The sequence below is a fragment of the Nitrosophilus kaiyonis genome, from assembly GCF_027943725.1.
Lineage (GTDB): Bacteria > Campylobacterota > Campylobacteria > Campylobacterales > Nitratiruptoraceae > Nitrosophilus_A > Nitrosophilus_A kaiyonis.
On sequence record NZ_AP025696.1, the window covers coordinates 1165927 to 1188024 of the forward strand.

Here is a 22098-nt window from a genome sequence, read left to right on the forward strand (position 1 = left end):
GGAAAAATGATGAAACGAGTAGTTATCAAAGTAGGTAGTGCAGTTTTAACAGAAAATAATAGGCTTGCAAAAAAAAGAATGTTAAATCTTGTAGAATTTATAAGTAAATTATCAAATATTTATGAAGTAATTTTAGTAACTTCTGGAGCAGTTGCTGCAGGATATACAAAAATAAAACTTGATAAAAAAGAGATAGCAAATAAACAGGCTTTAGCTGCAATTGGACAACCTCTTTTGATGATGAGTTATCAAAAAAAATTTGAAAAATTTAATAAAATTTGTGCACAACTGCTTTTAAGTGCAGACGATTTTGATAGTAGAAAAAGAACTGCTCATGCTAAAAATGCGATTGAAGCTCTTTTGGAAAATAGAGTTATACCAATAATAAATGAAAATGATGTAACCGCTACAGAAGAGCTTGTATTTGGTGATAATGATCAACTTTCAGCTCATGTTGCATACTATTTTGATGCTGATATGTTAGCAATTTTAAGTGATATTGATGGTCTTTATGATAAAGATCCTAAAAAGTATAGTGATGCAAAACTGTTAAAAGAGGTTAATAAGATTCCGCAAGAGTTATTAGAAGAGGAGTGTAATCCAAATTATACTTTTGCAACAGGTGGAATAGTCACAAAATTAAAAGCTGCAAACTTTTTAATGAAAAGAGGCTTGCCAATGTTTTTGGCAAGTGGATTTGACTTAAAAGATATTAAAAGTTTTTTAATTGATGGCAAACATTTAGGTGGAACACTTTTTAGGAAGCAATAATTAGTTATTGGTATATTAGTTATTAGTATATTAGTATATAATAAATAATTTTTATTCTTTTGCCAATAACTAATAACCAATATACCAATTACCAAAAAGGTTTTTAAATGAGAGTTATATTTATGGGCACTCCAGATTATGCAACTGCCATTTTAGAGGGATTAATTGAAGATGAAAATATTGAAGTAGTTGCAGTTTTTACTCAGCCAGATAAACCTGTAGGAAGAAAAAAGATTTTAACTCCGCCAGATGTAAAAAGATTTTTAATTGAAGAGAATATTGATATTCCTATTTTTCAGCCTATAAATTTAAAAAATAAAAATATTCAAAAAGATATAAAAGAGCTTAATCCAGATTTCATAGTTGTTGCGGCATATGGACAGATTTTACCAAAAGAGATATTAGATATTGCACCATGTATCAATCTTCATGCCTCAATTTTACCAAAATATAGAGGTGCAAGTCCTATTCAGCAAGCTCTTTTAAATGGTGATGATATTACTGGTGTTACTGCTATGCTTATGGATGAGGGCTTAGATACTGGTGATATTTTAGCTTATTCAATTGTAAATATTGAAAAAAATGATGTAGCACCTACACTTTTTGAAAAACTTTCACTCTCTGCAAAAATTTTAACACCAAAAGTTTTGAAAAATTATCACAAAATATCTCCTGTTAAACAAAATAGTGTTGATGCAAGTTATTGTAAAAAGATAAAAAAAGATGATGGATTAGTTGATTTTGTAGATGCAAAAACAGTTTATAACAAATATAGAGCCTTTTATTTTTGGCCAGGAATATTTTTAAAAAGTGGATTGAAACTTCTTGAAATAGATATAGCTGATGAAGAGGGGTCATATGAGAAGGGAAAAATTTTAGAATTAAGTGATAATGGTGTTATAGTGGGTTGTGAAAAAGGAAAAATAGAGATTATAAAAGTTCAGCCACCTTCAAAAAAGAGTATGGATATATTTAGCTATTTAAGAGGTAGGAGAATAGGTATTGGAGATTATTTATCTTGATGAAGTTAACTCAACACAGCTATATTTAATTGAAAAAATAAAATCAAAAGAGTTGTTACCATCAGTAGCAGTTGTAGCAAAAAATCAAAAAAATGGTATTGGTAGCAGAGGAAATCGATGGATAGGCAGATCTGGAAATCTTTTTTTCTCTTTTGCTATTTATTTAAATGATCTTCCAAATGATTTAAAAATACAATCTTCATCTATTTATTTTTCTTATATATTAAAATCAATTTTAGAAGAAGAGGGCTCATCAATTTGGTTAAAATGGCCAAATGATTTTTATATTGAAAATTTAAAAATTGGTGGGACAATTTCAAATTTAATCGGAAATATAATAATTTGTGGAATAGGGCTAAATATCAAAGAAAACCCCGAAAATTTCGGAAAACTTGATATTGAGATTGATAAAAATGAAATATTGGAAAAATATTTTGAAAAGATTGAAAAAAAAATTTCATGGAAGGAAATTTTTAGTAAATATAAGTTAGAATTTCATAAGAGCAAAAAATATTTTGTTCATTCTAAAAATGAAAAAATTTCATTAGAAAATGCCAAACTTTGTGAAGATGGCTCGATAGAAATCAACTCTAAAAGGATTTATTCACTAAGATGAGTGAGATAATAACTATAGCGAATCAAAAAGGTGGTGTAGGCAAAACCACAACTGCAGTAAATCTTGCAGCATCATTGGCGCTTGAAAATAAAAAAGTTTTATTAATTGATGCTGATCCTCAGGCTAATGCTACTACAAGCCTTGGGTATAGTAGAAATGATTATGAGTTTAATATTTATCATGTAATGATTGGATCAAAAAAATTATCAGAGATCATATTGAAAACTTCTGTTGAAAATCTTTATCTTGCTCCATCAAATATAGGTTTAGTAGGAGTTGAAAAGGAGTTTTATAGCTCTCGTGCAAAACAAAGAGAATTGGTATTAAAAGAGAAACTAGATAGTATAAAAGATGAGTTTGATTTTGTTATTATTGATTCTCCTCCAGCGCTTGGCCCAATGACAATAAATGCATTAAGTGCAGCAAATTCGGTTATAATTCCAATACAGTGTGAATTTTTTGCCTTAGAGGGTCTTGCTCAGCTTTTAAATACTATAAGACTTATTAGAAAAACTATAAATCCAAAACTTACTATAAAAGGATTTTTACCAACAATGTATAGTAAACAGAATAATCTATCAAAACAGGTTTTTGCAGATCTTTCTCACCATTTTAAAAATAAACTATTTAAAGATGAAAAAAATTCAACATTTATTGTTATTCCTAGAAATGTAAAATTGGCCGAATCTCCAAGTTTTGGAAAGCCTGTAATTTTATATGATAATAAATCATCAGGAAGTATGGCATATCAAAGTTTAGCAAAAGTTATATTGGAAAAGTAAAATGGCAAAAAAAACATTAGGAAGAGGTTTAGGCGCAATACTTGGGGAAGTAACCCAAGCTTATGAAAATGAGATAAATCTTGATGAAAATAGAATCTTGGATATTGATATTGATGCAATTAGAGTAAATCCACATCAGCCAAGAAAAACATTTGATGAGAAAAATTTAAAAGAACTTGCAAGTTCAATTAAGAAAAATGGTCTTCTTCAACCTATTGTTGTTACTGAAGATATTGACGGTTTTATTTTAATTGCAGGAGAAAGAAGATTAAGAGCATCTAAATTGGCTGGCCTTGAAAAAATAAAAGCAATAGTTATTGATATAGAGCCAAAAAAATTTAGAGAGATTGCTCTTATAGAAAATATTCAAAGAGAGGATTTAAATCCTATAGATTTAGCACTTTCATATAAAGAGTTAATAGAGGATTATAATATTACTCATGAAGAGTTATCAAATATTGTTCATAAAAGTAGAGCACATATAACTAATACTTTAAGACTTCTTCATTTAAGCGATTATACAAAAGAGGCGATAAAAAGTGGAAAAATAAGTTCAGGTCATGCTAAAGTTTTAGTAGGATTAGATAAAGATAAACAAAAGATATTAGTTGATTCAATTATTGGACAAAAATTAAGTGTAAGAGATGTTGAAAAACTTGTAAAAAAAGAGAAAAATCAAGAAAATAGAAATAAAAAAGAAAATAAAAAAGATATTTTAGATTTATCTGATGTAAAAAAATCTTTAGAAAATACACCATTAAATTTTAAAATAAAAAATAACAAATTGATTATAGAGTTTAAAAATAGTGATGAAATTAGTTACTTTTTAGAAAGTTTTTTAAGTAAAAACTATTAATTTAATAAAAAAATATAATTTCATATGATAAAATCACAATCAATTTGAAAAGGAAAAAAAAGGAGACCTGATGTTAGATATCAGTTTTGGGCTAATTATTATGACTGCAGTAATATTTTTTATTTTAGTTGCAGTTCTTAATGGATGGCTTTATAGACCACTTCTTAATTTTATGCAGGAAAGAGAAGAGAGCATCAGAAAAGATATGGAAGATGCAAATAAAAATAGTAGTGGTTCTACTAAACTTCTTCAAGAGGCTGATGAAATAATTGCAAAAGCAAAAGCCGAAGCAGCTTCAATTAAAAATGAGATTATTAATGAAGCTAAAGAGTATGCAAATAGAGTAATAGAAGAGAAAAAAGAGGAACTTGCAAAAGAGTATGAATCTTTTAAAATAAAGCTAAAAGAAGATGAAGAGAATATTAAAAATACTCTTCTTTCTCAAACACCGCTTTTTAAAGAAGCTATTAAAGCAAAATTTAGCAAATTACAATAAGGAGATATAGTGAAAGCTAAACTTGCATTTTTATTAATTTTGGCTTTGAGTTCAGTTGCCTTTGCAAACGAAGGAAGTGGCTCAACGGACATTTTGCCTAGAACTGTTAACTTTTTGATTTTTGCTGGAATATTGTATTATCTTTTGGCAGAACCTATAAAAAATTTCTTTAAAGGAAGAAGTGCTTCAATTGCTGCACAACTTGAATCTGTTCAGGCTAAACTGAAAGAGACAAAAGAAGAGATGGAAAAAGCAGAAGCTGAACTTGAAAAGGCTAAAAAACAAGCTATAGAAATAGTTGAGATTGCAAAAAAAGAGGGGAAAATTTTAAGTGATAAAATAAAAGATAATTTAGAAGAAGAGTTAAAAGTTTTAGAAAAAATGCATAAAGAAAATTGCGAACTTGAAGAGAGAAAAATGGTAAGAAATCTTGTCAAAAATATATTGGATGAGGCTTTTGAAGATAAAAATATCTCTATAAATGAAAAAGAGTTTGTAAATCTAATAACAAAAAAGGTTGCATAAATGGAAGAGTTAATTGCTAAAAGATATGTAAAAGCTTTAGTTGATAGTTCTTCAATTGACGAACTTGAAAAATATAATAGTATTCTAAAAGCTCTTAGTTCTCTTTTTAAAGAAAAAGAGATAAAAGATATTCTTGCCTCTCCTGAAATTAAGGAGGAAAAAAAGTGCGAACTTTTACTTAATGCAATAAAAGAAGAAGATAAAAAAATTAAAAACTTTTTAAAACTTTTGGCTGAAAAAAAGAGGATATCTTTAATTCCAGATATTTCAAGAGAACTTCAAAATCAACTTTATGTTTTAAAAAATGAATATGAAGGTAAAGTTTATTCTGAAACAGAATTAAATGATAAAGAACTAAAAGAGATAGAAGATAGTTTAAGTAAGAAAGTAGGTGCAAAAATTGTTTTAAAAAAATCACCTCAAAAATATGATGGAATTAAAGTTGAAGTTGATAGTTTAGGAATAGAGATAAGTTTTTCAAGATCAAAGATTAAAAATCAAATAATTGAACATATTCTAAAAGCAATATAAACAAAAGAAAGGAGAAACTGTGGCACATAAATTGCAAGCAGATGAGATTAGCTCTATAATAAAAGAGAGAATCGAAGATTTCGAGATAAAAATTGATGTTGATGAGACAGGAAAAGTAATCTCTTATGCTGATGGTATAGCAAAAGTATATGGTCTTAATAATGTAATGGCAGGCGAAATGCTTGAATTTGAAAATGGTGAAAAAGGTATGGCGGCTAACCTTGAAGAGTCAGCAGTAGGTATAGTTGTACTCGGTAAAGGTGAAGGTATTAGAGAGGGAATGAGCGTTAAAAGACTTGGAAAACTTCTAAGAACACCAGTTGGTGACTCTCTTATAGGTAGAGTTATAAATCCTCTTGGTGAGCCTATTGATGGAAAAGGTCCAATTGAAGCAACTGAATTTAGATTTGTTGAAGAAAAAGCTCCAGGAATTATGGCAAGAAAATCTGTTCATGAGCCATTACAAACCGGTATTAAAGCTATTGATGCATTAGTTCCAATTGGTAGAGGACAAAGAGAGTTGATTATTGGTGATAGACAAACAGGAAAAACAACTGTTGCAATTGACACTATCATCAATCAAAAAGGCCAAGATGTTATATGTATATATGTTGCAATTGGACAAAAACAGTCAACAGTTGCTCAAGTTGTTAGAAAACTAGAAGAGCATGGAGCAATGGATTATACAATTGTTGTTAATGCTGGTGCAAGTGATTCTGCAACTATGCAATTTTTAGCTCCATATACTGGTGTTACAATTGGAGAATTTTTCAGAGACAATGGAAGACATGCATTGATAGTTTATGATGATCTAAGCAAACATGCAGTTGCATATAGAGAGATGAGTTTGATTTTAAGAAGACCTCCTGGAAGGGAAGCATATCCTGGTGATGTTTTTTATATCCATTCAAGATTGCTTGAAAGAGCTGCTAAACTAAATGATGAGTTGGGTGCTGGAAGTTTAACTGCTCTTCCAATTATTGAGACTCAAGCAGGTGATGTTTCAGCATATATTCCAACTAATGTTATTTCTATTACTGATGGACAGATTTTCTTAGAATCAGATCTATTTAATGCTGGTATTAGACCTGCAATTAATGTTGGTATATCTGTTTCTAGAGTTGGTGGTGCTGCTCAAATTAAAGCTATGAAACAAGTATCTGGAACATTAAGACTAGATCTTGCACAATATAGAGAACTTCAAGCTTTCGCTCAATTTGCTAGTGATTTAGATGAAGCAAGTAGAAAGCAGTTAGAGCGTGGACAAAGAATGGTTGAAGTTTTAAAACAGCCACCTTATTCACCACTGCCAGTTGAAAAGCAAGTACTTATAATATATGCAGGTGCAAATGGATTTTTAGATGATATTCCTGCAGATAAAGTAACAAAATTTGAAGCTGAGCTTTATCCATTTGTAGAAGCAAAATATCCTCAAGTTTTTGAGCAAATTAGAACAAAAAAAGCACTTGATGATGAATTAAAAGAGTTAATGAATAAAGCAATTGAAGAGTTTAAGGCAACATTTAGCGCCGAATAAGGATAGTAAATGGCAAATTTAAAAGATATAAAAAGAAAAATAAGCAGTGTTAAAAACACGCAAAAAACAACTAGGGCTATGAAACTTGTATCAACTGCCAAGTTAAGAAGGACTGAAGAGTTAGCAAAACGTTCTAAAGCTTTTGCGGATGCAATTAATGAAACTTTGGCAGAAATTAGCTATTCTATCCATAAATATAAAGTTGGTGGTATAAAAAGCAGATATTTTGAAGATATTGAACTGCCTGCAGTAGTTGATATAGTTTTTATAACTGCTGATAAAGGTTTATGTGGTGGATTTAACCATCAAACAATTAAAACTGTTAACTCTTTGATAAAAGAGTATAGTGAAAAAAAATCTAAAATTAGATTAAGAGCTATAGGAAAGAAAGGTATAGAATATTTTAAATTCCAAGATATTGAACTTATGGATGAAGTTATAGGGCTAAGTGCTTCTCCAGATTATAAAAAAGCAGCAGAATTTATTAATATATCAGTAGAAGATTTTCTAGATGGCAAAACAGATAAAATAATTTTAGTTCATAATGGTTATAAATCTATGATAGCTCAAGAATTAAAAATAAATAATGTTTTGCCTATTGATATTAATAAAATTGAGATGAAAGAGAGTACATCAATGATGGAACTTGAACCTGAAGATAGTGAAAAGGTTCTTGAATCATTAATCAAAAAATATATTGAATATAATATGTATTATTCGTTGATCGATTCACTAGCTGCTGAACATAGTGCAAGAATGCAAGCTATGGATGCAGCTACAAACAATGCAAAAGAGATGGTTGAGCAATTAACTATCTCATACAATAAAGCAAGACAAGAATCTATTACTACTGAGCTGATAGAAATTATCAGCGGTATGGAAGCAATGAAATAAGAAATCTAAGGAGAAATGAATGTCTGAAATGAAAGGAAAAATCGTTCAGGTAATGGGACCGGTTGTAGATGTTGATTTTGAATCTTATCTACCGGCTATAAATGAAGCTATACATGTTGATTATGAAGTCGAAGGTGAAAAGAAAAAACTTGTTCTTGAAGTTGCTGCTCACCTTGGTGATAACAGAGTAAGAACAATCGCTATGGATATGACTGAGGGGCTTGTTAGAGGTTTAGAAGTTGAAGCAACTGGTGGACCTATTAAAGTTCCAGTTGGTGAAGAAGTACTTGGTAGAATATTCAATGTAGTTGGTGAAACTATAGATGAGGGAGAACCTTTAAAAGCAAAAAATTATTGGTCAATCCATAGAAGTGCACCAGCATTTGAAGATCAAAGTACAAAACAAGAAATTTTTGAAACAGGTATTAAAGTTGTTGATTTACTTGCGCCTTATGCTAAAGGTGGTAAAGTTGGGCTATTTGGTGGTGCTGGTGTTGGAAAAACAGTTATTATTATGGAACTTATCCATAATGTTGCTTTTAAACACTCTGGATATTCTGTATTTGCTGGTGTTGGTGAAAGAACAAGAGAAGGTAATGACCTTTACAATGAGATGAAAGAGTCAAACGTTTTGGATAAAGTTGCCCTATGCTATGGACAGATGAACGAACCTCCTGGTGCTAGAAACAGAATTGCATTAACTGGTTTAACTATGGCAGAATATTTTAGAGATGAACTTGGACTTGATGTTTTAATGTTTATAGATAACATATTTAGATTTGCACAAGCTGGTGCAGAGATGAGTGCTCTTCTTGGACGTATTCCATCAGCTGTTGGTTATCAACCAACTCTTGCAAGTGAGATGGGAAAACTTCAAGAGAGAATTACATCGACCAAAAAAGGATCAATTACATCGGTACAAGCTGTTTATGTACCAGCAGATGACTTGACTGACCCAGCTCCTGCGTCTGTTTTTGCACACTTAGATGCAACAACTGTTCTTAATAGACGTATTGCAGAAAAAGGTATATATCCAGCAGTTGACCCTCTTGATAGTACATCAAGAATGCTTGATCCAAATATTATTGGAGAAGAGCATTATAAAGTAGCAAGAGGTGTTCAAGCAGTGCTTCAAAAATATAAAGATTTACAAGATATTATTGCTATTCTTGGTATGGATGAACTTAGTGAAGAGGATAAATTAATAGTTGAAAGAGCAAGAAAAATAGAAAGATTTCTATCTCAGCCATTCTTTGTTGCTGAAGTATTTACTGGTGCACCTGGAAAATATGTTACTCTTCAAGAGACAATAGAAGGATTTAAAGGATTACTTGAAGGTAAATATGATGATATTCCAGAAGCAGCTTTCTATATGGTTGGAAATATGGATGAGGCTTTAGAAAAAGCTGAAAAAATGAAAGCAAAAGCATAACAAAGCTTTTGCTTTGTATAGAAAGGGATATTGATGGAGACCTTAAGATTAGAAATTGTTACTCCTCAAGGATTGATTTTTGATGATGATGTTAAAAGTGTAACTTTTCCTGGAGAAGAGGGGGAGTTTGGTGTATTACCAAAACATGCTTCTTTATTATCTCTTTTAAAGCCAGGAGTAATTGAAATTGAAAAAAAAGATGGCTCGAAAGAGTCTATTGTTATAAACTGGGGTCATGTTAAAGTTGATGAAAATAAAGCTACTGTACTAGTAGATAGTGCAGTACCATTAGCAGGTGAGACTGAAAGTGATATTGCTAAAGCTATAAAAGAAGCAAAAGAGTTAGTTGAAAAAGCTAGTGAAAATAAAGCCGCTTTAGCTACTGTTGAAGCAAGGATTGAAAAAGCCGCTAAGTTAATATAATGAGAGCAATAGATATTCTTTTAGACTACATTGATAGAAGCAGTCCTGTTACGATAGCAGTTTTAATACTGCTATCTATATATTTTATTTTAGTTAATTGGATTTTTTTCTATAGATTTTTTTCAATAAAATCTTGGATAAAAAAAGAAGAAGCATCATTAGAATCTTTATATCTTGGCTCAATTAGGGTTGCTCACAATTCAGTATTAAATAACTGCATAAAAAAAGCTGACAAATTAGATAAAGATATATTAGATTTTTGTAAATTTGCTGCAACAAAAGAGGCAACTAAAGGGTTGACATTTTTATCTATTGCTGCATCTACTTCTCCTTTTATAGGTCTTTTTGGAACGGTTATCTCAATTTTAGAAGCTTTTAGTATGTTAGGTGCTTCAAAAGCCTCTATTGGCGTTATAGCCCCCGCAATTGGTGAAGCCTTAGTAGCAACTGCTGCTGGCATTTTTGTTGCAGTTTTTGCATATTCTTATCATCTATTTCTAAAAAGAAAAGGATTTGAAGTAATTTCTCTATTACAGATGCAAAGTGATTTGCTCTTATCAAGAAGGTAAATATGTTTGATTGGGAAGAAAAACCGGAATTAAACATAACTCCTTTAGTCGATGTTATGCTTGTTCTTCTTGCTATTTTGATGGTAACAACTCCTGCTTTAATATATGAAGAGCTTATTGAACTTCCAAAAGGTTCTAAAACTAAAGTTTTACAAAAAAGTGAAACTATTGAAATTAGAGTTGATAAGAATAAAATTATTTATATAAAAAAAGATAGATACAATTATTCAAATTTTGCTGATAATTTTATTTTATTGGCACAAAAATATGATAAAAACTCTCCAGTTTACATAAGAGCTGATAAAAGGCTCTCATACGGGGATGTTATGTATATTTTAAAAACAGTAAAAGAAGCAGGATTTGCAAAGGTCTCATTGGTTACAGATGGATAATAAAAAGCTTTTTTATATCTCAGGGTTTTTCTCTATATTTTTATATATTTCTATTTTTATTTTAATGCTTTTTTATTTTGTTGAAAATCAAGAGATTTTGAAAAAATTTAATATAAAACAAAAAAGTGTTGAAGTTTCTTTAATTGAGCCGCAAAAAATAAAAAAAATCGAAACAAAGAAAATTAAAAAAACAGGACCTAAAGAGAAAATTGAGGCAAAAAAAACTAAAAAAAGAGTAGGCTCACTTTCACCAAAAGAAGAGATAGATATTTCCAAACTTTTTTCAACTATAAAAACATCAAAGAAAAAGACTATCAAGAAAAAAGCTAAACCAATTAAAAAGAGAACTCCGCCAAGTAGATTTAAAGGAGAGAGTTTAAGAAAGAAAGAATCAGCCAAAGAGATATTAAAAAAGATGAATATTAAAGATGTAAGTAGAGTTTTGGCAAAAGCTAGTATAGAGTCTGTTGAAGGTGAAAATGATCCATATATGTCAAAAGTTTATGAGATATTATATAAATATTGGTTACCATCACAAGAGAGTGCAGGTAATAGAGCTAAAGTAAAAATCATGATAGATAGTAGTGGGAATTTTGATTATAAAGTTTTACTTTTTTCACCTAGTGAAATTTTTAACAAAGAGTTGATAGAATATCTAGAGTATTTAAAAACTAAAAAGTTTCCAATACCAAAAGAAGGTTATAAAGAGATTACTGTATATTTTGAAGCAAAAGAATAAAATTGGTCATTAGTTATTAGTTTAGTGATAGTTATAGTGGAATAGGGGTATAGCGGGATAGTGGAATAGAAGGATAGATGTCAAGGAGGTAAGGGGATAAGGGGGTAAGGGATAAGGAAAACGACCAATTCCCAATGACTAATGACTAATGTCCAATGACTATTATAAACTGGAGGAAATATGAAAAAAATTTTTTTAATATGCATACTGCTTGTATCATATATTTTTGCAAAAGATTTAACATTAGAAGTTGTAAAAGAGGTGGGGAAAAAGCCTTTAATTAGTGTAGAAGACTCATCGCCAGCTTTTAGTGATAGATTGAATAAAAAATTTTTTAAATTGCTAGTAGCAGATTTAAAAGTAACCTCTCATTTTAATGTTGATGAGAAATATAATTATTCCAATTTTGACTCTTCATTTGATTTTTCAAAATATAAAAACAATAATTTAGTTGTAAGATATGAATTGAATTATGATGATTATGCAAATCTAATTGCAAAAGTAAAACTTTTCAATATGAAAACAGATGAAATTGCATATCAAAAAATATATAAAATAAGAGGCAGTAAAAGATATCCTTTTTTAGCTCATAAAATTGTATGTGATATAAATGATTTCATTGGTGCACCATCTGTTGATTGGATGAGAAGATTTGTTATTTTTTCAAAATATACAAAACCTAGAAATGCAGATATTGTAGTAAGTGATTATACATTAACATATCAAAAAACCATAATCCAAGGTGGTTTAAATGTTTTTCCTAAATGGGGGGATAAAGATCAAAAGACTTTTTACTATACTGCATATGAAAAAAAGCCAACTTTATATAGAGTAAATCTTTATACTGGCAAAAGGGCAAAAGTTTTATCAAGCGAAGGAATGATTGTCTGTTCTGATGTTAGTAAAGACGGTAAAAAACTTTTAATTACAATGGCGCCAAATTTTCAGCCAGATATTTATGTTTATAACCTTTTAACAAAAACATTAAAAAGAGTAACAAAATATAAAGGTATTGATGTTAATGGTAATTTTATTGAAAATGATAAAAGAGTAGTATTTGTTTCTGATAGATTAGGATATCCAAATATATTTGCAAAATCAATTGATGGAATTGGTGTTGAAAGACTTGTATATCATGGAAAAAATAATAGTTCTTGTTCGGCTTATGGCAATTATATAGTATATTCAAGCAGAGAATCAAATAATGAATTTGGTAAAAATATATTTAACCTTTATCTTATATCTACAAAAAGTGATTATATAAGAAGATTAACAGCAACAGGTGTTAATCAATTTCCAAGATTTTCAATTGATGGTGAATCTATACTCTTTATAAAACATTTAAAAAACCAAAGCGCTCTTGGAATAATAAGGCTAAATTATAATAAAAGTTATCTATATCCTTTAAAAGTAGGAAAAATTCAATCGATAGATTGGTAATAGAGTTGGCTTTAAGAAAAATATTGGTAAAATTATAAAAAGTTGAATTTAAAAGGAGAAATTATGAAAAAAAGTTTGTATATTGGACTTTTTGTTGCTGCTTTGATTTTTAGCGGTTGTGCGAAAAAGAGTGTTGAGATAGAGGCACCTCAAGGCCAAGCTGCTCAAGCTACAGAACAAGCTACGACAGTAAGTGAAGGGGAAGGAATTTCTGAGGTTACTCCTGAGAGTGCAAATTTAAGCGAAGAAGAATTAAAAATTCAAAAAATGAAAGCAATTGAAGCAAAAGCTAAAAAGATATATTTTGATTTTGACAAATATAATATAAGACCTGATCAAGTTGAAAATGTAGATTTTGATGCAGAACTTTTCAATGAAGAGGATGCAAAAGAGTTTAAAATTAGAGTTGAGGGAAATTGTGACGAGTGGGGTACAGATGAGTATAATTATGCCCTTGGCTTAAAAAGAGCAAAATCAGTTAGAGATGCTTTAGCTGCAAGAGGCGTTGAAAGTTCAAGAATGACACTTATAAGTTATGGAGAAAGCAATCCTGTATGTACTGAACACAATATTCCATGTTGGAGAAAAAATAGAAGAGTAGAGTTTACTTTACTTCCATAATTCTTTAGAGGAGGCAAAATGAAAAATTATAAAAAATTTATGGTATTACTATTTTTTTGCCTCCCCCTTTTTGCAAAAGAACCATCTGCTTTTGAAGCTGGAAATTTAGAGAGCCCAAATCCTTATGGACTTACTACTACAGAAAAATATATTCTTCAAAATAAAAAAAATATCGAATCTGTAAAAAAGCAGAGTGCTATAAATAGTTCTAAAATTGATCAATTAGAAGAAAAAGTTGAAGGATTAAGAAGCGTAGTAGAAGGAATAGATAATAATCTTAATGAAATTAAAATCAAAATAAATACCATTTTGGAAGAAAAAAATAAAGATAAGGAAGAGGTTGATAAAAAAATCTCATTATTGAAAGAGGATTTAAATAAGACTATTTCATTACAACAAGAAAACTTTGAACAGATTAAAAAAGTTCTTAATGAATTGACAACATTAATTGATTCTATAAATAGTACATATGTTAATAAAAATGAATTTAAAAATGAGATTGAGAAAGTTTATTCTTATATTGATAGAAAATTTTTAGAAATCAAAAAAGAGAGACAAAAACAAAAAATAGCCTCAAAAAGTGGTGCAACACTATTTAAAGAAGCACAAAAATTTTATAAAAAGAAAGATTATGATAAAGCAAAAGAGTATTTTTTAGCTTCTATAAAAAAGCATTATAAACCTGCCACTTCAAATTTTTATATAGGTGAGATTTGTTATTATCAAAAAGATTACAGTTGTGCAATAGAACATTATAAAAATAGTGCAAATCTTTATTCTAAAGCTTCCTATATGCCTACTTTACTACTTCATACTGCCATATCTTTAGAAAGAATTGGCCAAAAAAGAGAGGCCAAGATTTTTTATGAGAATTTAATAAAGAAATATCCAAAAAGTAAAGCTGCAAAAATAGCAAAGAAAAATATTAAAAAATTATAATTTATTTAAATAAATTAATATAAACGAAAGAAAATTTTGATACAATCTTAAGCGCAAATAAAGATGAAAGGTTTACAATGGCAATAGCAGACAACAAAGTTGTATCAATGGAATATGAAGTAAGAGATGCAGCTACAAATGAAGTAATTGATTCTAACAAGGGACAAAGACCTCTACAATTTATTACAGGAAAAGGTCAAATTATTCCTGGTCTTGAGAATAAAATAAAAGAGATGAGTGAAAATGAAGAAGCTGATGTACTAGTTAGATCAGAAGAAGCATATGGACAAAAAGATGAAAATGCAGTTCAAACACTTCCAATAGAACAGTTCGCAGGTATTGATCTACAAGAAGGAATGACTCTTTATGGTCAAGGAGAAAATGGAGAAACAGTACAGGTTACTGTAAAATCATTTAATGATAAAGAAGTAGTTATAGATTTTAATCATCCATTGGCTGGTAAAGATCTTCTATTCACTGTAAAAATTTTAGGAGTTAGAGACGCAACTGCAGAAGAGGCTATGACAGGTCAAGTAATTGACCCTAATGAGTCTTGTGGATGTGGAACAGGATGTGGCTGCTAATTTTATAGCAAACTCAAAGGCCTCGAAAGAGGCCTTAAAATCTGCAAATATATTAAAAACTCTAAATATTAATGTTTTAATCGAAGGACCAACAGGAGTAGGTAAAGAGCTATTAGCTAAATATATCTCAAATGATGCTCCAGTTATAAAAGAAAATCTCTCTAATTTAAAACAACTATCTCAAAGTAGCAAAGATATTATAATTTTAAATATCGAAAAATGTAAAAATCTTCATATTTTTGAAGAAATCGATAAAAAACATAGAATTATTGCTACATCAAATCAGATAACAAAAAGTGAAATTATAGATAAAATATTTCCTATAAAGATATATATTCCACCATTACAAGATAGACCAGAAGATATATTGCCTATAGCTAAGAAGTTTTTAAAAGAGGCAAATGAGATATTTTCAAGAGATTTAGATATTAATCTTGAAAAGATTGATTTTAATCTTGATGAAAATGGAGATTCTATAAAAAAAGATATTTATTTACATTTTTTTTTAGAGAATATTTCTGATAAGCAGATAATGATGTGTTTAGAAAAATATCTAATCAATAAAATTGGTACTCAAAAAGACTATAAACAGTTTTTATATCTATATGAAGTACCTCTAATTAAAGCTGGATTTAAAAGATTTAAAAGTCAGCTAAAAATGGCTGAAATGCTTGGTTTAAATAGAAATACTCTTAGAAAAAAAATTAATGAAAATAAGGATTGGTTATGAAAAAAGTTGTTTTTCTTTTTCCAGGACAAGGTAGTCAAAAGATAGGAATGGGCAGAGATTTTTATGAAAATTCTCAAATCGCAAAAGAGTTAATTGAAAACTCAAGTGATAGATTAAAAATTGATTTTAAAAAGCTTTTATTTGAAGAAAATGAAGATATTAATAAAACTGAGTTTACACAACCTGCTATTTTACTTGTTAGTTCAATTGCTCATAAACTGTTTTCTCAAAATTTAGATATTAAACCATTATACTCTTTAGGACACTCTTTAGGTGAATTTAGTGCTCTTGTTAGTGTAAATGCTTTAGATGTAATTGATGGAGTTGAACTTGTTCATAATAGAGGAAAATTTATGACTGATGCTGCTAAAGGTGTAAATGGTGGTATGATGGTTGTAATGGGCTTAAGTGATGAAGATGTTGAAAAAATATGTGAAGATGCAAGAAAAGATGGTAAAAAAGTTTGGCCTGCAAATTATAATAGTGATGGTCAAATAGTAGTGGCTGGAATAAAAGATGATTTAAAAAGTATTGAAAATATATTTAAAGAAAAAGGGGCAAAAAGAGCACTTTTATTAAATATGAGTGTTGCAAGTCACTGTCCATTACTGGAAGATGCAAGAAAGCCTTTAAGAGAGTATTTAGAAAAATTTATAAAAGATAGTTTTATCTCTCCAGTTATTTCTAATGTTAGCGCAAAACCTTATAATTCAAAAAAAGATGCAATAGAACTTCTTGATAGACAGCTTGTTGAGCCAGTACTTTATAAACAATCTATTAAAAATATTGAAAATGAAACAGAACTTTTTATAGAATTTGGAGAGGGCTCAGTATTAAAAGGGCTAAATAGGCGAATAACAAAAGTCCCAACAATAAATGTAAATAATATGAAAACGTTAGAGGAAGCTTTAAAAGCAGTTGAGTAAGTTGAGTTTGAAAGAAGTAATTGGTATATTGGTTATTAGTTATTGGTAAAAATCTTTGAAGCTATCTATTTCCAATTACTAATATACCAATAACCAATAAACCAAATTAGGAGTTTTAATGAAGATTGCTATAATGGGTGCAATGCCAGAAGAGATTGAACCACTTTTATCATATATGAACGATATTAAATCTTATGAACTAGCAGATAATAGATATTATGAAGCAAAATATAAAGGGATCGATGTAGTTTTAGCCTATAGTAAAATTGGTAAAGTTTTTGCATCTTTAACAGCTTCAGTTATGATACAGCATTTTAAAGCACAAAAGCTTCTTTTTAGTGGTGTAGCTGGCGCAATTAATGAAAATCTTAAAATTGGAGATTTAATTGCAGCAACAAAACTTTGTCAGCACGATCTTGATATTACAGCTTTTGGACATCCATATGGGTATGTTCCAGAAGGTAAAGTTTATATAGAAAGTGATAAAGAACTTCTATTTTTGGCAAAAAATATTGCCAAAACCAAAGGTATTGATTTAAAAGAGGGAATTATCGCAACGGGTGATCAATTTATAGCTGATCCTAAGAAAAAAGAGTGGATTAAAAATACATTTAGTGCAGATGCTTTAGAGATGGAAGGAGCTGCGGTTGCTGTAGTATGTGATGCTTTTGATATTCCTTTTTTTATTTTAAGAGCTATAAGTGATGCTGCAGATATGGATGCTGGATTTGATTTTGATAAATTTTTGGAAAAGTCTTCAAAAATAAGTGCCGATTTTATAATTTCTATGCTAGATGAAATGGTATAGGATTTAGATTTGAAAAGGGCTGAGTTTACAAAAAAGCTTATAAAACAGATTGCAAAAACAAATTTTGAGTTTGAACTTATAAAAGATAAAGATAAAGTTTTAGTTGGTTTAAGTGGAGGTAAAGATTCTCTAACTTTAATCCATGCTTTAAAACATATCCAAAGAGTTGCTCCATATAGTTTTGAATTCAAAGCAGTAACCATTAGCTATGGAATGGGTGAAAATTATGATTATTTAAAGAAACATTGTCAAGAGTATGAAATTGAGCATGAAATATATGAGACTGAGATATTTGAAATTGCAAAGGATAAAATAAGAAAAAACTCTTCATATTGCAGCTTTTTTTCAAGAATGAGAAGAGGAGCACTATATACTTATGCTTTGGAAAATGGTTTTAACAAACTTGCTTTAGGACACCATTTTGATGATGCAGTTGAGAGTTTTTTTATGAATATGTTTTACAATGGGGCTATGAGAAGCATGCCTCCTATATATAAAACCGAAAAAGGATTATATGTTATTAGGCCTTTGATAGAAGTTAGAGAGAGACAACTTAAAGGATTTGTTGAAAGAAACAACTTTTTTGCAATTGGTGATGAGATGTGCCCTGCAATGAGATTTGATATAAAAGAGCCCTATGTTAGAGAAAATATGAAAAGCTTTGTTGCTGATTTGGAAAAAAGATTCCCAGATGTAATAAAATATATCAAAGCATCTTTTAGACATATTCATGATGATACTTTTTTAGATAAAACAAGGTTTAATTTAGGTGAGTAAGGTGGTAAGTGAGCGAGGGCAAAGCGAAGCTTTAAGACAATAATTGTTTGTTGTCTGTGCCTGAAGCGAAAGCTGAGAGTATATGCGAAGCCGAAATTCAAGGAATTTCGTGTCTGAGCATACGAACAGCTGGTTTACCTTGAAGAAAATCAAATGAGCGAAGAGAATGAAGATTTTCGGTTAAATTTGGTGAGTTAGAGAGTGAGAAAGTTAGAAAGTGGAATAGCGGGATAGGAGATAATGTGATAATGGGGTAAGATGATAAGCTGTGAAGCTGTGAAGCCGGATAGGTTGAAGGTAGAAGGCTGAAGAATAAGGAAGTAAAGCGGCCAATTCCTGATTCCCAATTCCCAATGTCTAATGACCAATGACTAATGTCTAATTTCTAATTTGTTATAATAAATTATGATACATTTTAAGCCATATACTGAACCTTTTGAGTTTTTATATCTTAATAAACCTCTTGGTAAATCTATTAGCTTTAAAGTTGGAGAAACTATTAAAGCTGAAGTAATTGATATTTTACCTAATGGTGCTGTTGTAGCTAGACTTAAAGGGCAACATGTTCATATTAAAACTGAAATTCCTTTAAAAAAAGATACTAATTTACTTTTAAGAGTGATGGATACCCAAGATTCAGATAAGAAACTAAAACTGCAAATTCTCTCAACAGAAAGTAGAAATAAAAATATTTTAGATAAATTGGAAAATATAGATATTAAATTAAATCAAGATGTTTATATAAAGCTTTCTAAAAATGAACATAATAAAGAGTTGATTTTAAAACAGCTAATTGAAAAAGATTTTTTTAATGAGTATGAAAATTTAACAAAAAATATGCAAAATATTCTAAAAAATTTAGAAAATAAAAATATTGATAACAGTTTAATAAATAGCTTAAAATCTCAATTTATAAATTTATCAAAAATAGATTTTTTACAAATTAAAAAAGCTATAGAAGATAGTGGAATTTTTTTTGAAAATAAAATTTCTAAAAAAATAGAAAAAAAAGATATTATAAAGGATATAAAAGCCTCTCTTTTATCAATATTAGATAATACAGAGGATAAAGATATTAAAAAAGAGGTTTCACATTTAATATCGAGTATTCAAAATTACCAACTTTTATCAAATTTAATTGATGGAATTTATACCTATCTTCCTCTTATTTGGGATGAGTTGAATGATTCAGAGTTTATTATGAAAAAAGGCGAAAAGAAAAATCAATATCTGTGCAAGATTATATTGGATTTTGTAGATTATGGAAAAGTTGATTCAACAATTTTTTTGTTTGGTGATGATTTAAAAATTGTATTTGAAATTGAAAGCAAAGATTTTGAAAAAAATTTAAAAAACAGCATTGAAGTTTTAAAACAGGAGTTAAAAAAAGATGGTTTTGAAAATATTTTTGTCTCTTTTGGTAAAGGTATTGATATAAAAAATTTGCAAAAGCTTTCTTCTATAATTGATACAAAGGTTTAAAATGCAAAAAAAAGAGGCAGTTGCGTTAAAATATAATAAAAAAAATGACAATGCTCCAAAAGTTGTTGCAAAAGGAAAAGGAAATATTGCAGAAAATATTTTAAAAAAAGCAAAAGAGTATAATATACCTATAAAAGAAGATCCTGATCTTTTAGAGGTATTATCAAAACTTGATATTTATGAAGAGATTCCTCCAAAACTTTATAAAGCAGTTGCAAATATTTTAATATTTATATATAACAATAAAAAGGAGAAAAAATGACAGCTGGAGAACTTTGTATAAGAGAAACAGTTATCGCTTATGAAAATGATAGTATAACTGATGCTGCAAGATTGATGAGAAAGTTTCATGTTGGAGATATAGTGATAGTTGAAGAGAGTGAAGATGGAAGAATACCTGTAGGCATTTTAACTGATAGAGATATTGTTGTAGAAATAGTAGCTTTACAAGCAAATCCAGATGATATTTTAATTAAAGATGTTATGAGTAAGGATCTTTTAATTGCAAAAGAAAAAGATGATATTTATGAAACTTTAGAGAGAATGAAAGATAAAGGTGTCAAAAGAGTACCAGTTGTTGATATATATGGATATTTAATAGGAATTTTATCAAGTGATGATATATTAGAACTAATTTCACAAGAACTAAATGATTTAGTAAAGATTTTTTATAAAGAGATTGATAAAGAAGAAAAAAAGCTTGGAAGTTAAAAGGTATTAAACAAAACTTGGCTATAATAAATAAAGGGCACCTCTAAAGTAAATATTTTTAAGTAGGAGAAATAATGGGATTGAATTTATCAATAAATGGTACAGCAAAAATTTTTAAAATTTATAATCTTTCAAGAATGGAAATAGAAGGAATAGATTTTAGTGCTTATGATATTGAAGTTAAAGAAGATGTTATAGAACTTATGGAGATATTAAATGAATTTATTGAGACAGGTGAAGCAGACGCGTATGATTATCATCAGGAGATTCATGGAGTTGAACCAGAAAATTGTAAATTTAAATTAACAAACTCTACAACAAAAGAAATAGTTTTAGATGAAATTACTCTAAAAAATATAAAACCTCAAGAGCTTATAAAAGATATAGAAAATGCAAATGTAGGAGATCTATTTTTTATAAAAAATTTTGAGGGTGAAGCTTTATGGGATTTTGACAGTGATATTGAAGTAGAAAATATTGATCCTCAAAAGCTTGAAATTGGCTATATTGAGTGTTTAGAAGGTCTTGATCAATATGATATATTCAGAGAAGGAATTTATGATCTTTTATGTGATACAGTATCAACTGATTATATAAGATATGAAGGCGAAAAATTTGAACTTTTAGATTTTGTTTTTCATCCAATACATATTTTTGCACAACTTTATATTGTTAAAGAGGATCCTTTAGGTGAGACAAAAGTTTTACAAAAAGTTCAATATGGTGGTATTAGGTTAGCTGGTACAGATTTAGATGTGAGTGATTTAGAAAATAATTAAAATCCCTCCATTAAAATATTCCATAGATTATCTATAATTTTATCATCCAAAAAAAGAGTTTTTTTATTATTAAATAGATATTCAATCTCTTTTTTTGGATATATATTTGAATGTATACAATGAGAATGAGCAGGTAAAAAACCTCTTGCTAATGAGAGATCTTTTTCAATTTTTTCATTACAGATAAAACATCTAAAATCTTTATGGAGTCTTCCTTCAAATTCTAAAAGTTTAACATAGCTCTCAATTGCAACTCTTTTGGGATTTTGTTTTTCCCAAATTTTAGAGCTTTTATCTAAGATATCAAAATAGATATTATCAACTTCATATAGATCTTTTAAATGCTCATAAAATCTTTGAATAAATTGTTGCCAAAGGAGAACTTTTTGATTGTTTAAAAGCCAATTGAATCCAAGGTGAGTTATATGTCTTAATCTTGGAAGATATGCTTTTTGAGAATATTCAATTTCAAAATCTATCTTATATCCAAGGTTTATAATACTATGTCTTGCACCATAAAATCTATAAAGAGTATAAAGATGTTTTTGTGTTAAAATATTTACAATTAAATCTTCATTTTTTGCTTTTGTAATTTTTAATATAAAACCTTGCATATATTACCTATTTTCGTTAAACTGGTTGAGTGATTAAATTATACAAAAAACTATATAGCTATTCGCCCATTATAACTATTTAACTACTAAACTACTCATCAA

At 28.9% G+C, this 22098-nt stretch carries 28 protein-coding genes; 27 read left to right on the forward strand and 1 reads right to left on the reverse strand.

Annotation, left to right across the window (positions count from 1 at the left end):
- The first annotated feature begins 9 nt into the window (after positions 1-9).
- From proB to QML81_RS06310, 27 genes are all read left to right on the forward strand, one after another.
- Positions 10-771, forward strand: coding sequence for a glutamate 5-kinase (proB, locus tag QML81_RS06180; RefSeq protein WP_281950546.1), 762 nt, complete (start codon positions 10-12; stop codon positions 769-771).
- A 107-nt stretch (positions 772-878) separates the two neighbouring features.
- Positions 879-1793, forward strand: a complete 915-nt coding sequence (fmt, locus tag QML81_RS06185) for a methionyl-tRNA formyltransferase (RefSeq protein WP_281950547.1) — start codon at positions 879-881, stop codon at positions 1791-1793.
- Positions 1774-2409 (forward strand): biotin--[acetyl-CoA-carboxylase] ligase, encoded by a 636-nt coding sequence (locus QML81_RS06190; RefSeq protein WP_281950548.1) that lies wholly within the window; start codon positions 1774-1776, stop codon positions 2407-2409. The genes fmt and QML81_RS06190 overlap by 20 nt, the downstream gene beginning before the upstream one ends.
- Positions 2406-3191, forward strand: a complete 786-nt coding sequence (locus tag QML81_RS06195) for a ParA family protein (protein ID WP_281950549.1) — start codon at positions 2406-2408, stop codon at positions 3189-3191. Before QML81_RS06190 ends, QML81_RS06195 begins: the two co-directional genes overlap by 4 nt.
- A 1-nt stretch (position 3192) precedes the next feature.
- Complete coding sequence (locus QML81_RS06200; RefSeq protein WP_281950550.1) at positions 3193-4047, forward strand: ParB/RepB/Spo0J family partition protein; 855 nt, start codon at positions 3193-3195, stop codon at positions 4045-4047.
- 70 nt (positions 4048-4117) lie between these two features.
- On the forward strand, positions 4118-4543 hold the full coding sequence (locus tag QML81_RS06205) for a F0F1 ATP synthase subunit B family protein (protein ID WP_281950551.1): 426 nt from the start codon (positions 4118-4120) through the stop codon (positions 4541-4543).
- A gap of 9 nt (positions 4544-4552) precedes the next feature.
- Positions 4553-5068: a F0F1 ATP synthase subunit B gene (locus QML81_RS06210; protein WP_281950552.1), complete on the forward strand. Its 516-nt coding sequence runs from the start codon at positions 4553-4555 to the stop codon at positions 5066-5068.
- Positions 5069-5599 (forward strand): F0F1 ATP synthase subunit delta, encoded by a 531-nt coding sequence (locus QML81_RS06215; protein ID WP_281950553.1) that lies wholly within the window; start codon positions 5069-5071, stop codon positions 5597-5599.
- 19 nt (positions 5600-5618) lie between these two features.
- Positions 5619-7136 (forward strand): F0F1 ATP synthase subunit alpha, encoded by a 1518-nt coding sequence (atpA, locus tag QML81_RS06220; protein WP_281950554.1) that lies wholly within the window; start codon positions 5619-5621, stop codon positions 7134-7136.
- A gap of 9 nt (positions 7137-7145) precedes the next feature.
- Complete coding sequence (atpG, locus tag QML81_RS06225) at positions 7146-8030, forward strand: ATP synthase F1 subunit gamma (protein WP_281950555.1); 885 nt, start codon at positions 7146-7148, stop codon at positions 8028-8030.
- A gap of 28 nt (positions 8031-8058) precedes the next feature.
- The gene (gene atpD / locus QML81_RS06230; protein WP_345741167.1) at positions 8059-9462 is read left to right on the forward strand and encodes a F0F1 ATP synthase subunit beta; all 1404 of its coding nucleotides are present in this window, start codon (positions 8059-8061) and stop codon (positions 9460-9462) included.
- Positions 9463-9495: 33 nt separating this feature from the next.
- Complete coding sequence (gene atpC, locus QML81_RS06235; RefSeq protein ID WP_281950557.1) at positions 9496-9885, forward strand: ATP synthase F1 subunit epsilon; 390 nt, start codon at positions 9496-9498, stop codon at positions 9883-9885.
- Positions 9885-10454: a MotA/TolQ/ExbB proton channel family protein gene (locus QML81_RS06240; RefSeq protein ID WP_281950558.1), complete on the forward strand. Its 570-nt coding sequence runs from the start codon at positions 9885-9887 to the stop codon at positions 10452-10454. The genes atpC and QML81_RS06240 overlap by 1 nt, the downstream gene beginning before the upstream one ends.
- Before the next feature lie 2 nt (positions 10455-10456).
- The gene (locus tag QML81_RS06245) at positions 10457-10846 is read left to right on the forward strand and encodes an ExbD/TolR family protein (RefSeq protein WP_281950559.1); all 390 of its coding nucleotides are present in this window, start codon (positions 10457-10459) and stop codon (positions 10844-10846) included.
- Positions 10839-11585 carry a TonB C-terminal domain-containing protein gene (locus QML81_RS06250; protein ID WP_281950560.1) on the forward strand — a complete coding sequence of 249 codons (747 nt, stop codon included), beginning with the start codon at positions 10839-10841 and terminating at the stop codon, positions 11583-11585. The genes QML81_RS06245 and QML81_RS06250 overlap by 8 nt, the downstream gene beginning before the upstream one ends.
- Before the next feature lie 180 nt (positions 11586-11765).
- On the forward strand, positions 11766-13025 hold the full coding sequence (gene tolB, locus QML81_RS06255) for a Tol-Pal system protein TolB (RefSeq protein WP_281950561.1): 1260 nt from the start codon (positions 11766-11768) through the stop codon (positions 13023-13025).
- Between the two features lie 63 nt (positions 13026-13088).
- Entirely contained in the window at positions 13089-13646 is a 558-nt protein-coding gene (locus tag QML81_RS06260) for an OmpA family protein (protein WP_281950562.1), read from the forward strand.
- Positions 13647-13664: 18 nt separating this feature from the next.
- Complete coding sequence (locus tag QML81_RS06265) at positions 13665-14585, forward strand: tetratricopeptide repeat protein (RefSeq protein ID WP_281950563.1); 921 nt, start codon at positions 13665-13667, stop codon at positions 14583-14585.
- A 77-nt stretch (positions 14586-14662) separates the two neighbouring features.
- Positions 14663-15169, forward strand: coding sequence for an FKBP-type peptidyl-prolyl cis-trans isomerase (locus QML81_RS06270; protein ID WP_281950564.1), 507 nt, complete (start codon positions 14663-14665; stop codon positions 15167-15169).
- Positions 15141-15899: a sigma 54-interacting transcriptional regulator gene (locus tag QML81_RS06275; protein ID WP_281950565.1), complete on the forward strand. Its 759-nt coding sequence runs from the start codon at positions 15141-15143 to the stop codon at positions 15897-15899. The genes QML81_RS06270 and QML81_RS06275 overlap by 29 nt, the downstream gene beginning before the upstream one ends.
- Complete coding sequence (fabD, locus tag QML81_RS06280; protein WP_281950566.1) at positions 15896-16825, forward strand: ACP S-malonyltransferase; 930 nt, start codon at positions 15896-15898, stop codon at positions 16823-16825. Before QML81_RS06275 ends, fabD begins: the two co-directional genes overlap by 4 nt.
- Before the next feature lie 118 nt (positions 16826-16943).
- A complete protein-coding gene (locus tag QML81_RS06285; RefSeq protein WP_281950567.1) occupies positions 16944-17633 on the forward strand; it encodes a 5'-methylthioadenosine/adenosylhomocysteine nucleosidase in 690 nt (229 codons plus the stop codon).
- Between the two features lie 9 nt (positions 17634-17642).
- A complete protein-coding gene (locus QML81_RS06290) occupies positions 17643-18410 on the forward strand; it encodes a tRNA 2-thiocytidine biosynthesis TtcA family protein (RefSeq protein ID WP_281950568.1) in 768 nt (255 codons plus the stop codon).
- 405 nt (positions 18411-18815) lie between these two features.
- Entirely contained in the window at positions 18816-19892 is a 1077-nt protein-coding gene (locus QML81_RS06295; RefSeq protein WP_281950569.1) for a hypothetical protein, read from the forward strand.
- 1 nt (position 19893) lies between these two features.
- Complete coding sequence (locus tag QML81_RS06300) at positions 19894-20154, forward strand: EscU/YscU/HrcU family type III secretion system export apparatus switch protein (RefSeq protein WP_281950570.1); 261 nt, start codon at positions 19894-19896, stop codon at positions 20152-20154.
- Positions 20151-20603, forward strand: a complete 453-nt coding sequence (locus QML81_RS06305; protein WP_281950571.1) for a CBS domain-containing protein — start codon at positions 20151-20153, stop codon at positions 20601-20603. The genes QML81_RS06300 and QML81_RS06305 overlap by 4 nt, the downstream gene beginning before the upstream one ends.
- Before the next feature lie 74 nt (positions 20604-20677).
- Positions 20678-21382 (forward strand): hypothetical protein, encoded by a 705-nt coding sequence (locus QML81_RS06310; protein ID WP_281950572.1) that lies wholly within the window; start codon positions 20678-20680, stop codon positions 21380-21382.
- Here the strand turns inward: QML81_RS06310 and recO are convergent.
- A complete protein-coding gene (gene recO, locus QML81_RS06315) occupies positions 21379-21996 on the reverse strand; it encodes a recombination protein RecO (protein WP_281950573.1) in 618 nt (205 codons plus the stop codon). The genes QML81_RS06310 and recO overlap by 4 nt on opposite strands.
- Between the last annotated feature and the right edge of the window lie 102 nt (positions 21997-22098).

Bases quoted from the DNA above. Each gene is read 5' to 3' on its own strand.
- QML81_RS06270 (WP_281950564.1), top strand. From the start codon at position 14,663: ATGGCAATAGCAGACAACAAAGTTGTATCAATGGAATATGAAGTAAGA.
- QML81_RS06240 (WP_281950558.1), top strand. From the start codon at position 9,885: ATGAGAGCAATAGATATTCTTTTAGACTACATTGATAGAAGCAGTCCT.
- QML81_RS06215 (WP_281950553.1), top strand. From the start codon at position 5,069: ATGGAAGAGTTAATTGCTAAAAGATATGTAAAAGCTTTAGTTGATAGT.
- atpC (WP_281950557.1), top strand. From the start codon at position 9,496: ATGGAGACCTTAAGATTAGAAATTGTTACTCCTCAAGGATTGATTTTT.
- atpD (WP_345741167.1), top strand. From the start codon at position 8,059: ATGAAAGGAAAAATCGTTCAGGTAATGGGACCGGTTGTAGATGTTGAT.
- recO (WP_281950573.1), bottom strand. From the start codon at position 21,996: ATGCAAGGTTTTATATTAAAAATTACAAAAGCAAAAAATGAAGATTTA.
- QML81_RS06245 (WP_281950559.1), top strand. From the start codon at position 10,457: ATGTTTGATTGGGAAGAAAAACCGGAATTAAACATAACTCCTTTAGTC.
- QML81_RS06285 (WP_281950567.1), top strand. From the start codon at position 16,944: ATGAAGATTGCTATAATGGGTGCAATGCCAGAAGAGATTGAACCACTT.
- QML81_RS06200 (WP_281950550.1), top strand. From the start codon at position 3,193: ATGGCAAAAAAAACATTAGGAAGAGGTTTAGGCGCAATACTTGGGGAA.
- fabD (WP_281950566.1), top strand. From the start codon at position 15,896: ATGAAAAAAGTTGTTTTTCTTTTTCCAGGACAAGGTAGTCAAAAGATA.
- fmt (WP_281950547.1), top strand. From the start codon at position 879: ATGAGAGTTATATTTATGGGCACTCCAGATTATGCAACTGCCATTTTA.
- QML81_RS06300 (WP_281950570.1), top strand. From the start codon at position 19,894: ATGCAAAAAAAAGAGGCAGTTGCGTTAAAATATAATAAAAAAAATGAC.
- atpG (WP_281950555.1), top strand. From the start codon at position 7,146: ATGGCAAATTTAAAAGATATAAAAAGAAAAATAAGCAGTGTTAAAAAC.
- QML81_RS06310 (WP_281950572.1), top strand. From the start codon at position 20,678: ATGGGATTGAATTTATCAATAAATGGTACAGCAAAAATTTTTAAAATT.
- QML81_RS06250 (WP_281950560.1), top strand. From the start codon at position 10,839: ATGGATAATAAAAAGCTTTTTTATATCTCAGGGTTTTTCTCTATATTT.
- proB (WP_281950546.1), top strand. From the start codon at position 10: ATGAAACGAGTAGTTATCAAAGTAGGTAGTGCAGTTTTAACAGAAAAT.
- QML81_RS06195 (WP_281950549.1), top strand. From the start codon at position 2,406: ATGAGTGAGATAATAACTATAGCGAATCAAAAAGGTGGTGTAGGCAAA.
- tolB (WP_281950561.1), top strand. From the start codon at position 11,766: ATGAAAAAAATTTTTTTAATATGCATACTGCTTGTATCATATATTTTT.
- QML81_RS06295 (WP_281950569.1), top strand. From the start codon at position 18,816: ATGATACATTTTAAGCCATATACTGAACCTTTTGAGTTTTTATATCTT.
- QML81_RS06265 (WP_281950563.1), top strand. From the start codon at position 13,665: ATGAAAAATTATAAAAAATTTATGGTATTACTATTTTTTTGCCTCCCC.
- QML81_RS06305 (WP_281950571.1), top strand. From the start codon at position 20,151: ATGACAGCTGGAGAACTTTGTATAAGAGAAACAGTTATCGCTTATGAA.
- QML81_RS06260 (WP_281950562.1), top strand. From the start codon at position 13,089: ATGAAAAAAAGTTTGTATATTGGACTTTTTGTTGCTGCTTTGATTTTT.
- QML81_RS06205 (WP_281950551.1), top strand. From the start codon at position 4,118: ATGTTAGATATCAGTTTTGGGCTAATTATTATGACTGCAGTAATATTT.